12 protein-coding genes are annotated in these 12,716 nt (G+C 70.0%); 2 read left to right on the forward strand and 10 right to left on the reverse strand.

Features of this window, described 5'->3' with window-relative positions; translation table 11 throughout:
• Positions 1 to 37: 37 nt before the first annotated feature.
• Together ACWDUN_RS12385 and ACWDUN_RS12390 are read right to left on the reverse strand one after the other, a co-directional pair.
• A complete protein-coding gene (locus tag ACWDUN_RS12385) occupies positions 38 to 1,054 on the reverse strand; it encodes a DNA topoisomerase IB (protein WP_449928919.1) in 1,017 nt (338 codons plus the stop codon).
• Positions 1,055 to 1,082: 28 nt separating this feature from the next.
• Positions 1,083 to 1,922, reverse strand: a complete 840-nt coding sequence (locus ACWDUN_RS12390) for an SDR family oxidoreductase (RefSeq protein ID WP_449928921.1) — start codon at positions 1,920 to 1,922, stop codon at positions 1,083 to 1,085.
• Positions 1,923 to 2,011: 89 nt separating this feature from the next.
• Here ACWDUN_RS12390 and ACWDUN_RS12395 point away from each other — a divergent pair, with 89 nt between their 5' ends.
• Positions 2,012 to 2,983 carry an AraC family transcriptional regulator gene (locus ACWDUN_RS12395; protein ID WP_449928923.1) on the forward strand — a complete coding sequence of 324 codons (972 nt, stop codon included), beginning with the start codon at positions 2,012 to 2,014 and terminating at the stop codon, positions 2,981 to 2,983.
• 7 nt (positions 2,984 to 2,990) lie between these two features.
• Here the strand turns inward: ACWDUN_RS12395 and ACWDUN_RS12400 are convergent, their stop codons facing one another.
• From ACWDUN_RS12400 to ACWDUN_RS12435, 8 genes are read right to left on the reverse strand one after another with little or no spacing between them, the layout of a single operon-like run.
• A complete protein-coding gene (locus tag ACWDUN_RS12400; protein ID WP_449928925.1) occupies positions 2,991 to 3,935 on the reverse strand; it encodes a glycosyltransferase family 9 protein in 945 nt (314 codons plus the stop codon).
• The gene (locus ACWDUN_RS12405; RefSeq protein WP_449928927.1) at positions 3,926 to 4,618 is read right to left on the reverse strand and encodes an SDR family oxidoreductase; all 693 of its coding nucleotides are present in this window, start codon (positions 4,616 to 4,618) and stop codon (positions 3,926 to 3,928) included. The genes ACWDUN_RS12400 and ACWDUN_RS12405 overlap by 10 nt, the downstream gene beginning before the upstream one ends.
• 17 nt (positions 4,619 to 4,635) lie before the next feature.
• Positions 4,636 to 6,033 (reverse strand): PfkB family carbohydrate kinase, encoded by a 1,398-nt coding sequence (locus tag ACWDUN_RS12410; RefSeq protein WP_449928929.1) that lies wholly within the window; start codon positions 6,031 to 6,033, stop codon positions 4,636 to 4,638.
• A complete protein-coding gene (locus ACWDUN_RS12415) occupies positions 6,030 to 6,590 on the reverse strand; it encodes a D-sedoheptulose-7-phosphate isomerase (protein ID WP_449928931.1) in 561 nt (186 codons plus the stop codon). The genes ACWDUN_RS12410 and ACWDUN_RS12415 overlap by 4 nt, the downstream gene beginning before the upstream one ends.
• Positions 6,587 to 7,606 (reverse strand): glycosyltransferase family 9 protein, encoded by a 1,020-nt coding sequence (locus ACWDUN_RS12420; RefSeq protein WP_449928933.1) that lies wholly within the window; start codon positions 7,604 to 7,606, stop codon positions 6,587 to 6,589. The genes ACWDUN_RS12415 and ACWDUN_RS12420 overlap by 4 nt, the downstream gene beginning before the upstream one ends.
• The gene (locus ACWDUN_RS12425; protein ID WP_449928935.1) at positions 7,603 to 9,096 is read right to left on the reverse strand and encodes an HAD-IIIA family hydrolase; all 1,494 of its coding nucleotides are present in this window, start codon (positions 9,094 to 9,096) and stop codon (positions 7,603 to 7,605) included. The genes ACWDUN_RS12420 and ACWDUN_RS12425 overlap by 4 nt, the downstream gene beginning before the upstream one ends.
• Complete coding sequence (locus ACWDUN_RS12430) at positions 9,093 to 10,748, reverse strand: carbamoyltransferase family protein (RefSeq protein ID WP_449928937.1); 1,656 nt, start codon at positions 10,746 to 10,748, stop codon at positions 9,093 to 9,095. The genes ACWDUN_RS12425 and ACWDUN_RS12430 overlap by 4 nt, the downstream gene beginning before the upstream one ends.
• The gene (locus tag ACWDUN_RS12435; RefSeq protein ID WP_449928939.1) at positions 10,748 to 11,770 is read right to left on the reverse strand and encodes an NAD-dependent epimerase/dehydratase family protein; all 1,023 of its coding nucleotides are present in this window, start codon (positions 11,768 to 11,770) and stop codon (positions 10,748 to 10,750) included. The genes ACWDUN_RS12430 and ACWDUN_RS12435 overlap by 1 nt, the downstream gene beginning before the upstream one ends.
• A 59-nt stretch (positions 11,771 to 11,829) precedes the next feature.
• Between ACWDUN_RS12435 and ACWDUN_RS12440 the strand changes: the two genes are divergently transcribed.
• The gene (locus tag ACWDUN_RS12440; protein WP_449928941.1) at positions 11,830 to 12,708 is read left to right on the forward strand and encodes a glycosyltransferase family 2 protein; all 879 of its coding nucleotides are present in this window, start codon (positions 11,830 to 11,832) and stop codon (positions 12,706 to 12,708) included.
• Positions 12,709 to 12,716: the final 8 nt, after the last annotated feature.

The raw sequence follows: 12,716 nt of genomic DNA on the forward strand, positions 1-12,716 counted from the left end.
CTTGAAGTGTGCCCCACCGGCACCCGAGCCAAACGTCTCAACTCTTGGCGACCTTGCGCACCAGCTGGCGGGTGGCCTTCTCCAGGATGCAGGCCGCCTCCGCCGGATTCTTCTGCTTGGCGGCGCGTTTGGCGGCCGCGGCGATGGTGATGCCCTCGTGGTAACCGTTGACGACCCGGGGGTCGACATAGGAGCTGCGGGCGACCGCGGGCGTGTTGCCCAATTCCTCGGACACCTGCTTCATGACCGTCGACACCGAGCGTTTGGCCGCGCGTTCGGTTTTCGGTGGCTCGGCATCGGCGAACGCGGCGGCCGCCAGCACGGTGCCATGCCAGGTGCGCAGATCCTTGACACTGTATTCGTCGCCGACGAGCTCCTTGAACCTCGTGTTGAGGTCCGCGGCATGGATGTCCACCCAGCCGGATTCGTTGCGGCACACGAGCAATCGCTCGGTGCGGCCATCGCGGCGCAGTAGTGCCCGCACCGCGCGGACGACCTCGGCATCCTCGACCTCCAGCGTGCGGCGCACCCCGCTCTTGGCGGGATAGTCGAACGCCACCGCCTTGCCACGCAGCGCCACGTGCTCACACTGCAGGGTCGCCAGGCCATAGGATTCGTGTTCTTCGGCGTACTGTTCGCCGCCGGCGCGGAAGTAGCCGCGGTCCAGCAGTTGCAGGGCCAGGGCCAGAACCCGGTCGCGCGACAGTCCACGCCCGGCGAGGTCCTTGGCGATCTGCTCCCGCCAGCCCGGCAGCCGGGTGGACAGTTCCAACACCCGGTCGAACTTCTCCTCGGCGCGTTCCTCTTGCCACGCCTGGTGATACAGGTACTGCCGGCGTCCGGCGGCATCGGTTCCGACGGCCTGGATGTGCCCGTTGGCGTGCGGGCTGATCCACACCTTGCGCCAGGCCGGCGGTATCACCAGGTCCTTGATCCGGGCCCGGGTGTCGGCATCGTCGACCAACTGGCCGTCAGGGCCGTGGTAGGTGAAGCCCTTTCCGCTGCGCCGCCGGGTGAGGCCGGGGCCGCTGAGGTTGCTACGCCGCAAACGCATGCATCGGATTACCCTGCCAGCAGCGGCTTTACACTCCCGCGGCGGCGATCCGGGACCGTTCCCGGACGGAGGCGACGACACCGCCGTCGTTGAGGATGTCGGTGCCGGTGAGGTAGCCGGCCCGGTCGCTGACGCAGAACGCGAACAGCTCCGCCATCTCCTGCGCGGTGCCCCAGCGCGGTACGGCGGCATCGGCCACCAAAGCACCGGCGCCGGCCTTCTCCTCCAGTCGTCCCATCTCGGTGTCCACCGACCCCGGCGACACCGACACGATGCGCAGTCGGCGGCCGTTGAAACGTTCGGCCTGACTGCTGCTGTACCACTTCACGAAGTTCTTGCTCACCCCGTAGGCGATGCCGGGGTGGGCCGGCGCCCCGGCGATATCGCAGGCGGCCAGGGCCTCGCGCAGGAAAGCCGCCGGGTCGGTGAACGCCTTCGGGAACGCCGCCACCGGGATCATCTCCTCGGGCAGCAGGTGCGCGGCCATCGACGCCACGTTGACGATGGCGCCACCGTCTCCCACGGCGCGGTAGAACGCCTCGTTGACGTTGAGGGTGCCGATGGCGTTGGTGCGCAGCACGTACTCGGCATCGCCCATGGAGGGACTGACGCCGGCGGTGTGCACCACCGCGGCGATCGTGCCGTGTTCGGCCGCGGTGTCGAACAGCGCGTCCACTGCGGCCCGGTCGGTGACATCGCAGTTCACCGCGGTGACCTCGATTCCGCGTTCGCCGAGTGTGGCGGCGGCGCGCTCGAGCCGGTCCTGGCGCACATCGCACAACACCACCGCGTGGTCGGGCCCCATGAGGCCGGCGGTCGCGGTGCCCATGCCGCCCGCGCCGCCGGTGATGATGGTCACTCGTCTCATAGGGGGACCGTATCGGACGCCGGGGGGTTAGACTGAGAAGATCTTGGGTCCAGTCTCGGAGCCCTTCAGCGCTTCATCCTGGAGACCCGATGGCATCGACCCCTCTCCACCTCACCGTCCCGGAGCGTGTGGGCATCGACACCGCCGACGCTGGGCTGCTGCGCGCGTATCTGGACCGCACCTACGGCACCCATTTCACGATCGAGGCGGCCGAGCGCGGGTGTTTCTGTTCGCACTCCCGGATCGACGTGGGTGCCTACGCCGTCGAAGAGATCTGGCACAGCGGTGACGTCCGCCTCCGGACCGAGCCGATGACCTCGGTCGTCGCGCTGCAGGTTCTCAGTGGGCGAGTCGAATGCCGGTACGGCACGCTGACCGCCACCGCCGGTCCGGGCGAGTGGGTGCTGGCCTCGACCGGGCTCAACAGCGTCCGCATCCATCTGCAGGACGCCTGGTTGCGCTCGGTCGTGGTGACCCGACCCCTGCTCGATGAGGTGAGCGACGACGCTACGTGCCGGTCAGTGATCCGGTTCAGCGGACTCATGCCGACCGACCGTGGGATGAGCGACACACTCACCACCGCCGAACGTCTCGTCGTCGGTGTGCTGGCCTCGGGTGAGCTGCCCGGGACGCGACTGCTGCGCGAGTCCGCGGGCCGGATGCTGGCCAGCGCCGTGCTGGCGGCCTTCCCGCACGAGTCGCCGGCCGACCGCGCTGTCGCCGCGGATGGGGACCGTCAGCCCTTGTCGCTGCGCCGGGCCGTGGACTTCATCCGGCAGAACGCCGCGCGCAATATCGGCGTCGACGATATCGCCGCCGCGGTGTTCCTGACGCCGCGCTCGGTTCAGTACATGTTCCGGCGGTATCTCGGCACCACACCCACGTCGTACCTGCGCGAGGTCCGGCTGACCAACACCCACCATGACCTGATGGCCGGTGATTGCGGTGCCACCACGGTCGCCGCCACGGCCGCCCGGTGGGGGTTCGTGCACAGCGGGCATTTCGCGGGCCTGTACCGCAACACCTACGGCGAGAGTCCCCACCAGACCCTGCGTCGCTGAACAGCTTTCACGCCGACCGCGCCAACACCTGCCCGGTCGCGTCGAGGACATCGGCGGTCGTGATGCCGAGCAGGCCGGTGTCGGGTCGGTCGTCGTGCGGGTCGCCGGTGCCGCCACGCCACAACACCACGTGCGGGCCGTCCGAGCGGGGTCCCCAGTGCGCCGGCGGGGTCGGCCCGAACAGCAGGACCGAGGGGGTCGCGGTGGCCGTCGCGATATGCGCGACGCCGGTATCACCACAGATCAGTAGTCGGGCGTCGTTGATCAGCGCCACCAGTTCGGTCACCGACAGCGCGCCCGCCAGCACGGCCGTCGGCGGTAGGCCGGCGCGGTCGGCGACGAACTCGGCCAGCGCCTTCTCCCGCTCGTCGCCGGTGACCACCACGGGCAGGCCCATCGCGTGCAGCCGGGCGGCGACGGCCACGTACCGGTGCGCCGGCCAGCGCCGCGACATCGCCGAGGCACCCGGATGGATCACGACGGCACCGGGATGCCCGGACTCCCGGAGCATGGTGAGGTGCAGATCGTCTGGTTCGCAGTCGATTCCGAACCAGGCCAGCATGCGACACCACCGGTCGACCTCGTGGGAGTCGGACGGATAGGCGGGGCCCGGCAGGTCCGGGTACTTCGGGTGGTGGTGCGTCAGAGTCCGCAGCGGGCGCAGTCGACGCAGATCGTCGAGACTCTGCGGCCCACATCCGTGCAGATTGACCGCCAGGTCGACGCGCTCCGCGGCCGCGGACAGCTCCCCCAACCCGGCGACGGCGACGGCATCGTCCACCGCACCGGTCAGCAAGGCGAGTTCGTGCAGCGGCTGCGGTGTGGCCAGCGTGATGTGCGCCTCCGGATAGGCGCGCCGCAGGCCGCGCAGTGCTGGCACGGCGGTGCACAGGTCGCCGAGGCCCAGCGCGCGCAGCACGAAGATCGATTCCGGCGTCGCTGTCACGGCCACGAGGATTCCGTCGGGGCGCACACCACCAGTTCGCGGATCTCGCAACCGGCGGGCCGGCCGAGCGCGAAGACCACCGTCTCGGCGACATTGGCGGGATCGTTGAGCACGGCATCGGCGGGCGGCTTGTACTGCTCGGGCCTGCTGTCGAAGAACGCGGTGTGCATGCCGCCCGGGATGAGCAGGGTGACACCGACCTCGCCGCTGAGTTCGGCGGCCAGCGCTCGGGTGAAGCCGACGACGCCGAACTTCGATGCGCAGTAGGCCGTTGCGTCCCCGACGGCTTTGATACCGAGCGTCGAGGCACAGGTGACGACGCGGCCCTTGGACTCGCGCAGATAGGGCAGCGCCGCGCGGATCACCGCCGCCGTGCCGAACAGGTTCACCTGCACGACGCGTTCCCAATCGTTGGTCGGCACACCGTCGAGCGGGCCGCACGAGTCGATACCCGCCGCCGTGAAGACGCCGTCGATACGGCCGCCGCACCGGGCCGCCAGTGTGGTCACGGCCTCGTGAACGGCCGCCGTATCGGCCAGGTCGACGCATTCGAAACCGACGTCGATACCCGGGGAGTTCTTGTCCAGGACAACGGGGTTGGCACCGTGGGTGAGCAGTGCGCGCACCGTGGCGGCGCCCAGCCCGGAGGATCCGCCGGAGACGATGACGTTACCGAGTGAAGGTTGCATGGTGGACCTTTCGTGTGTCAGGACCGCGCGGCCGCGATCAGTCGGGATGACGAGTAACCCGCGAGCGTGGGCAGCAGCACCACATCTCCGCCGTGGGCGCGCACCACATCGGCCTCGGGCAGGTCGGCGGCGGTGTAATCGCCACCCTTGACCCAGATATCGGGTCGCAGTTCGGCCAGGGCCGACTCCGGTGAGAGCTCATCGAAGATGCAGACGGCATCCACACAGGCCAATGCCGCCAGCACCCGGGCCCGGTCCTGGGCCGGCATCACCGGCCGGGTGGAACCTTTGAGCGCCCGCACGGAGTCATCGGAGTTCAGCAACACGACGAGCGCGCTGCCCAGTTCACGAGCGCGGTGCAGCAGCCGCACATGCCCGGTGTGCAGCAGGTCGAAGCAGCCGCCGGTGGCGACCAGTCGGCCGCCGCGTCGGCGCAGCCCGGGCGCCACCTCGCCGATGTGGTCGAAGATCGGAGCCATGCCGAGCGCCGGCACACCGCCGGCCAGCGGGTCCGGGCCGACGGACAGCGAGGTGACCGTCGACACCGATCCCGCCGCGCCCGCGATGACGAATCGGGTCGCCGCCTCGACCGCGGACGCCGCCGCAGCCGCCGCATCGGCACCGGCGGCCAGTGCCATGGCGGCGGCGACGGCGAAGCGGTCCCCGGCTCCGCACGCATCGGCGCGGGCCGCGACGCGCTGCGGAGGTGCCAGATGGGTGCAGCTTCCGGAGCCGGTCGCCACCATCGCACCGCGATGCCCCAGTGTCACGCAGACCGCCCGGGCGTTCCACCGGCGTCGCAGATCCTCGGCCGAGACCGGCTGATCGGGGTGCGAGAAGTGTTGCGCCTCGGCTTCGTTCGGCGTGATGAGGGCGGCTCCGGCGGTGGGTGTCGCACCGCGCGGGTGCGGGTCCCACACCACCGGGATGTTCTCGGCGATACCGGTCAGCAGCGTTCTGATGCCGGCGTCGGCGCTGACGCCCCGGCCGTAATCGGCGACCACCACCGCGTCCATCGAGCCGCCCAGTTCGGCCAGGCCGCCCGAAAGTGTGCTGGGCGCGGCGGTTCCGGCGCCCTGATCCAGGCGCACGACGTTCTGGCCGTCGGCGCGCACCCGGGTCTTGCAGGCCGTGCCACCGGACAACGGCAGGGCGATCACCTCCACCCCGCTGTCGGCCAGCAGGCGGCACAGCGTGTGTCCGTGTTCGTCATCGCCGACGGCGGTCACCAATGTCACCGCGGCGCCGTGCCGAGCGGCCAGGGCGGCGGCCAGCCCGGCACCGCCGGGCCGCCGGCTCACCCGCTCTCCGTCGACCACCGGCACCGGCGCCTCGGGGCTGAGCCGTGATGCGGTGCCATCGATGTCGATGTCGAGCATCGAGTCACCGATGACCAGCAACCGCGGGCCCGTCATGATGCCTCGATCGCGGCGTCGACGGACATACACAGCGCGTGCACCAGCAGCAGGTGCATCTCCTGCACGGTGGCGGTGGACGGGGCGTCCACGCAGATGGCGTCATCGCACATGGCGGCCAACGGATTCGGCCCGGGGCCCGTCACCGCCCAACTGCGCATACCGACCTCGTGCGCCGATTTGACCGCGGTGAGCACATTGTGGCTCGATCCACTGGTCGACAGTGCGATCAGCACGTCACCCCGGCGGCCGTGGGCCCGCACACCGCGGGCGAACATCTCGTCTTCGCCGTAATCGTTGACCAGCGCGGTGAGTGCCGAGGTGTCGGCATGTAAGGCGATGGCCGACAACGGGATCCGTTCGTCGCGGAAGCGCCCGACCAGCTCGGCGGTGAGGTGCTGGGCCTCCGCGGCGCTGCCGCCGTTACCGCAAGCCAGCAGGCGGCCGCCGCCGGTCAGCACCCCGGCCAGGTGCTCACCCCAGGCCGCCACCGTCGCGGCGGCCACCCGGTTGCGGTCCAGGGCCTGTTCGAGCGCGGTGAAATGATCGGTGATCATGGTCGGCCTCCCAGCTGATCGATGGCTTCGAGTAGTTCGGTGTCGGTGATGCCGTCCAAGCACGGATGGTTCGGGATGGGGCAGCGGCGGGCCCGACTGTTGCGGCAGGGTGCGTCCTGGTCGCCCAGCACGACAACCGGCAGACCCATCGGTTTCCACTGCGAGGCCGGCACCACCGGGGCGAACAACGACACCACCGGCGCACCGACGGCTGCCGCCAGGTGGGCCGGACCGGTGTTGGGCACGACGACGACCCGGGCTGCGGCGTACACCGCGGCCAGCTCGGACATCGACGTCCGTCCCGCCAGATTCACCGCCAGCCCGCCGCAAACCTGCTCGGCCACCGCGTATTCGGCCTCGGACCCGGTGATCACCACGCGATGGCCGGCCGCGGAAAGTGCCGCCACCATCTCGGTGCTGCGTGCGACACTCGGCATCCGCGCCGGTACGGCCGCGCAGGGATGGAACGCCACGAACGGGTCTGATCCGACGAGCGCGCGCAGGTGCTCGGGCAGCTCACCCACCGGACGGATCCGCAACCCTGCGTCGTCATTGGGTGGCGCCGGGATACCACCGGCCTGCACCAGGAACAACGCGCGCAGCGGCTCCGGGACGCCGTCGGCGACGTGGTGGCGCACGTCGAGCAACGTGCCCGGGTAGTCCTCGCTGATGGCGGCGATCCACGGCACCGAGGCCATCCGGCAGATCAAGGCCAGCGGCAGCGGTGACTGGTGGAACGATGTCAGGATGAACACCCGGTCCAGGCGGTGATCCCGCAGTTGTTTGACCAGGGCGTCGACATGATCGGCGGTGAGCCCCGGTGAGTCGAAATCCACCCACGGCGCCTGCCATTCGATGATCTCGTCGATACCGGGCAGCAGCTCCGCGGCGGCCCGCCCGCGTGGACCGCACAGGAAGACCACCCGGTCGTGCGCGCTCGCCACGGCCCGCACGGCGGGCCCGGTGATCAGGACGTCACCGGCGCTGTCCAGTCGGGCAACCAGGGCGGTGCTCATCGGCAGTCCCGCAGGACCAGGTCGACGGCCGCCCTCAGGTTCGGCGCCACCCGGGCTCGGCGGCGTGCCGCGGCGACCTCGTGCGCCAAGGTGCGGGGCGTGGGGACCAGCACCGCCCGGGCCTGGGCGTTCAGCGCGGCGCTGACATCTCCGCCGGTGTCACCGATCAGCACACACCGCGTGGGGTCGACGTCCAGGTCGGCGGCGGCCGCCAGGACCATGCCCGGTTCGGGTTTGCGGCAACGGCAGCCGTCCCCGCTGTCGTGCACGCACACCTGCCAGCTGTCGAACGGGCCGAGCACCGACTCGACGCGGGCATTGACCGCATGCAGCTGCTCATCGGTGATCAGTCCGCGCGCCACCCCGGACTGATTGGTGACCACTGCGATCAGCAATCCCTTGTCGCGCAGTGCCGTCAGTGCCCTGCGGGCGCCGGGCTTGAGCCGAACGCCTTCGGGATCGCTGAGGTACGGGCCGTCCTCGATGATGGTGTCGTCGCGGTCGAAGAGCACCGCCAGCGGTGGGTCGCGTCGGGCGCGCCGGTGCGTCCACTCACCGATGATGCGGTGGGCGACGGCGGCCGGCGGGATCAGTGCGCTGGTCAGCGCCAGTCCTGTGATGTCGCCGGGAGTTCTCGGGCCGCCGATGATGCGTCGCAGCGCGAATTGCGCGGTGAGCGCACACCAGCCGAGTGCGCCGCGGCCGGCCGCGCGGCGGTGACCGCGGATCGCGCCGATCACGACGATGCCCAGCATCGCGGTGGTCACCAGGTGGGCCGGCATCCGGCCCGGCCCCTCGCCGATCGCCCGTCGCCACATCCGACCGTGCTTGCGCCGCATCAAGGCGTTGTCACGGTTGCCGATCTGCGCGCGCACACTGCTGAAGGTGTCCGAGCCCTTGATCGGGTGCGTCGTGACACGCGTCCCGATGACGATGTGGTGGCCGGCCTCGACCACCCGCAGCGCCAGATCCGAATCCTCGCGATAGGCGCGCGGGAAGCGTTCGTCGAAACCTCCGACGGTCACCAACACATCGCGCCGATAGGCCATGTCGGCGGTGATCCAGCGGGCACCGCTCAACCGGGTGGTGCGTCGTTCGTCATCGCTGACCCGACGGTCCAGCGGCACCGGCACCCGGATCAATGCCTGCGAGGCCGCGGCACCGGACTCCTCGGCGGCCCGCAGATCGTCGGCCACGGCCGCCGACCAGTTCCGGTCGGGGATCACGTCATCATCGAGGAAGCACACCCAACGCGTCGTGGTGGCCCGCCACCCGGTGTTCCTGGCGGCGGCCGGCCCGCGGCCCCCGCTGCGCAGCACCGTGATCGGCAGCGCTGTGATGAGTTTCGGCAGGGGGGCGGGCACCGGCCGGTCGTCGACGATGACGACCTCGACCGGCGCTGGGCCGTCGGCGTTGTCCAGGGCGGTGATCAGGCCCTGCAGGGCGGGCCGGCCGATCGTCGGGATGACGACGGAGAAGTCGGTGCTCATCGGCGCCTCCAGACCAGATAGGGGCCGATGGCCAGGAGATCGATGGGCGCGCTGCCGAAGCACTCGAGGGCGTCCTGCGGGCTGTCCACCATCGGCCGACCCGCGGTGTTGAAACTCGTGTTGACGATCACCGGGACGCCGGTGCGCTCGGCGAAACGGCCGATCGTGGCGTGCAGCAGCGCATCGGAGTCGTCGACGGTCTGGATGCGGGCGGTGCCGTCCACGTGGGTGACCGCCGGGATGCGATCTCGCCAGTGCGGCACCACATCGTGTACGAACAGCATGTAGGGGCTCGGAATCGGTCCGCCGGTGAAGATCTCGGCGGCACGCTCGGCCAGCACCATCGGTGCGACGGGGCGGAACTGCTCACGGCCCTTGACGGTGTTGAGCCGTTCCAGGTTGTCGATGCGGCGCGGATCGGCCAGCAGTGAGCGTCCGCCCAGCGCGCGCGGACCGTACTCCGATCGGCCCTGGAACCAGGCGACCAGCGCATTGTCGGCCAGTGCATCACCGACGGCCTCGGCGAAATCTGCGGGCCGGCTGTACTCGATATCCGCCTCGTCCAGGATGGCGGCGATCTCGGTATCCGTCCAACCGCGCCCCAGCCGGGCGTTCGGCATCGGTGCCACCGTGTCACCCGCCTCGGCGGCCAGCGTCAGGGCGGCGCCCAAAGCGGTGCCGGAGTCCCCTGCCGCCGGCTGCACCCACACGTCGGAGAATCCGCCACGGCGCCAGATCTTGGAATTGGCAACGCAGTTCAGGGCGACGCCACCGGCCATCGCCAGGTGCTCGCAGTCCACGCGATCGCGCAGCCAGGTCACCAGCTCCAGCAGCACCTCCTCGACGACGAGCTGGGCGCTGCAGGCCAGATCGGCATACTGCGGTTCGGGCCGGGCCAGCGCCGACCCGTCGCCGGCCGAACGGGTGCGCGGCGGGGTCAGGGCGTTCCAGTCGACCGGTTCGGTGCGGAACCCGCCGTCGCCGGTGGCGTAGACCCGCGTGCGTAGTTCGTCGGCGAATGTCGGGGATCCGTAGGATCCCATCGCCATCACCTTGTACTCGTCGCTGGAGCGCTTGAAACCGAGGTGCTCGGTGAGATTTTCGTAGAACAGGCCCAGGGAGTGCGGCAGTTCCTGGGAGGACAGCACATCGATCTTTCCCTCGCGGTAGCGTCCGGCCAGCATCGAGGTGCGTTCACCGCGACCGTCGGTCACCAGCACCGCGGATTCGGGGTGCGGCGCGGCCAGCGCCGCCGACGCGGCGTGTGCGACGTGGTGGCGGATATGGCGCACCACGGCCGGGTCCAGGCCCGGCAGCGCCGTCGCCAGAAACCGTGGCGCCCTGGCGGCGTACAACGTGCGCAGGTACTCCCAGTCGTTGTCCAGGCCGGCCAGATCATCGCTGAGTCCGGCCATCAGAGCGGGATCATAGGAGTACCCGACCGCGTCGAGGTCTTCCGGTCGCAGACCGGCCTCGGCCAGGCACCACCGCGCCGACTCGACCGGCAGTTCCCATGTCGAGAACGGCACCGCCTGTTTACCGTGCTTGCGGCGGGTGAAGCGTTCTTCCTCTGCGGCGGCGATGATCTCACCGTCGACGACAACGGCGGCGGCCGAGTCGTGGAAGACGGCATTGATACCGAGAACCCGCATCATGCACTCCTCGCGCCGGTCGACAGCCAGGCGGAGTCGAATGCCGAGGGCCGGCCGTCGGCGTGACCGCCCATCACGTTCTGGAACCACTGCACCGTCGTGGCGAGCCCGTCGCGGTGGCTGACCTCCGGCTGCCAGCCGATCTCCCGGTGCGCGACATCGATATCCGGGCAGCGGCGCTTCGGATCATCGGTGGCCGCGGCCACGTTGACGATCGGCGAGCTGCTGCCGGCGAGGTCGCGGATCAGTTCGGCGGTCTGCATGACGGTGAGTTCGTGCGGGTTCCCGATGTTGACCGGACCGCTGGAATCCGAACGCGCCAGGGCTATCAGCCCGCCCACCGTGTCGCCGACGTAGCACAGCGACCGCGTCTGGCTGCCGTCGCCTTCCACGGTGATCGGTGCTCCGGTGACCGCCTGACGGCAGAAGGTCGGCACCATCCGGCCGTCGTCGACCCGCATCCGGGGCCCATAGGTGTTGAAGATGCGGGCAACTCCGATATCGGCCGACCGGGTGCGTTCATAGGCGAACACCAGCGCCTCGGCAAATCTTTTCGCCTCGTCGTAGACGCTGCGCGGACCGATGGGATTGACGTTGCCCCAATAGGTCTCGCGCTGCGGATGTTCCAGCGGGTCACCGTACACCTCACTGGTGGACGCCAGCACGACGCGTGCACCGTGGCGCTCGGCGAGGTCGAGCACCACCGCGGTGCCCAGCGACCCCACCCGCAGGGTCTGCACCGGCAACCGGAAGTAGTCCGCCGGCGAGGCCGGCGAGGCCAGATGGAACACGGTGTCGAAGACCGCCGACGACATGGTGGGGGGCAGCGCCGCGGTGATGTCGTGGCGGATGAACCGGTATCCGGGCCGGTCGCGCAGCACCCCCTCGGCACCGCTGACCGATGTCGACAGATTGTCCACACAGCACACCTCGACACCCTCGTCGAGCAGCCGGGCGCACAGATATCCGCCGAGGAAGCCGGCGCCGCCGGTCACCAGGACTCTGCGCATGTCACGAGTCATGTTGACCCACTTTCGGATAGGGAGTTTGGGAGGGGCTTCAGGGGGTAGAGGTCAGCGATATGACTGCTACCGGGAACGCGCGTACGACGGTTGTCATAGCGACCCGCAATCGAGCATCGGAGCTCAAGGTGGTGCTGGACCGTCTGCTCGCGACGACGCCGTGCCCGGTCATCGTGGTGGACAACGGCTCCGATGACGACACCGTCGCCGTGGCCCACCGGGCCGGCCGGGACCGGGTCACCGTCGTCGAACTCGACGACAATCTCGGCGCCGTGGCACGCAATGTCGGTGTCGCCCGCAGCGCGACACCCTATGTGGCGTTCTGCGATGACGATTCGTGGTGGGAGCCCGAGGCCGTCGCGCTCGCGGAGCGGATCTTCGACGACCACCCCACGGTCGGATTGCTGGCCGCGCGGACGGTGGTGTGGCCGGATGGCCGCGACGATGCCGTGGTCGCCGCGTTGGCCGCGAGCGCGCTCGGTCACCGCGCCGGTCTGCCTGGCCCGTCGATACTCGGCTTCCTGGCCTGTTCGGCGCTGGTCCGCAAATCCGCGTTCGAGGGTGCCGGCGGCTTCTCGCCGCTGTTGCATTTCCGGGGCGAGGAGCAGTTGCTGGCGTTGGACATGGCCGGCCTGGGATGGGATCTGTGTTTCTGTCCGGATCTGGTTGCGGTGCACCAACCTTCGCCGTCTCGGCCGGTGCGCCAGGTGCAGCTCGCCCGCACCCGCCGCAATGCCATGCTGACAGCATGGCTGCGGCGACCGCTGCCGGTCTGCTACCGGGATACCGCAGAGCTGGTACGACACGCGGTACGCGACCGCGCCCATGCCCGTGCCCTCGGTGAGGCGCTGCGGATGTCGCCGCAGGTGTGGCGCGGGCGTCGCCGGCTGCCGCATTGGCTGGAGGCCGATGCCGCCGCACTCGAGCGCCACGGCTGAGCCGGGTG

It is taken from the genome of Mycobacterium sp. NPDC003323, from assembly GCF_053589535.1.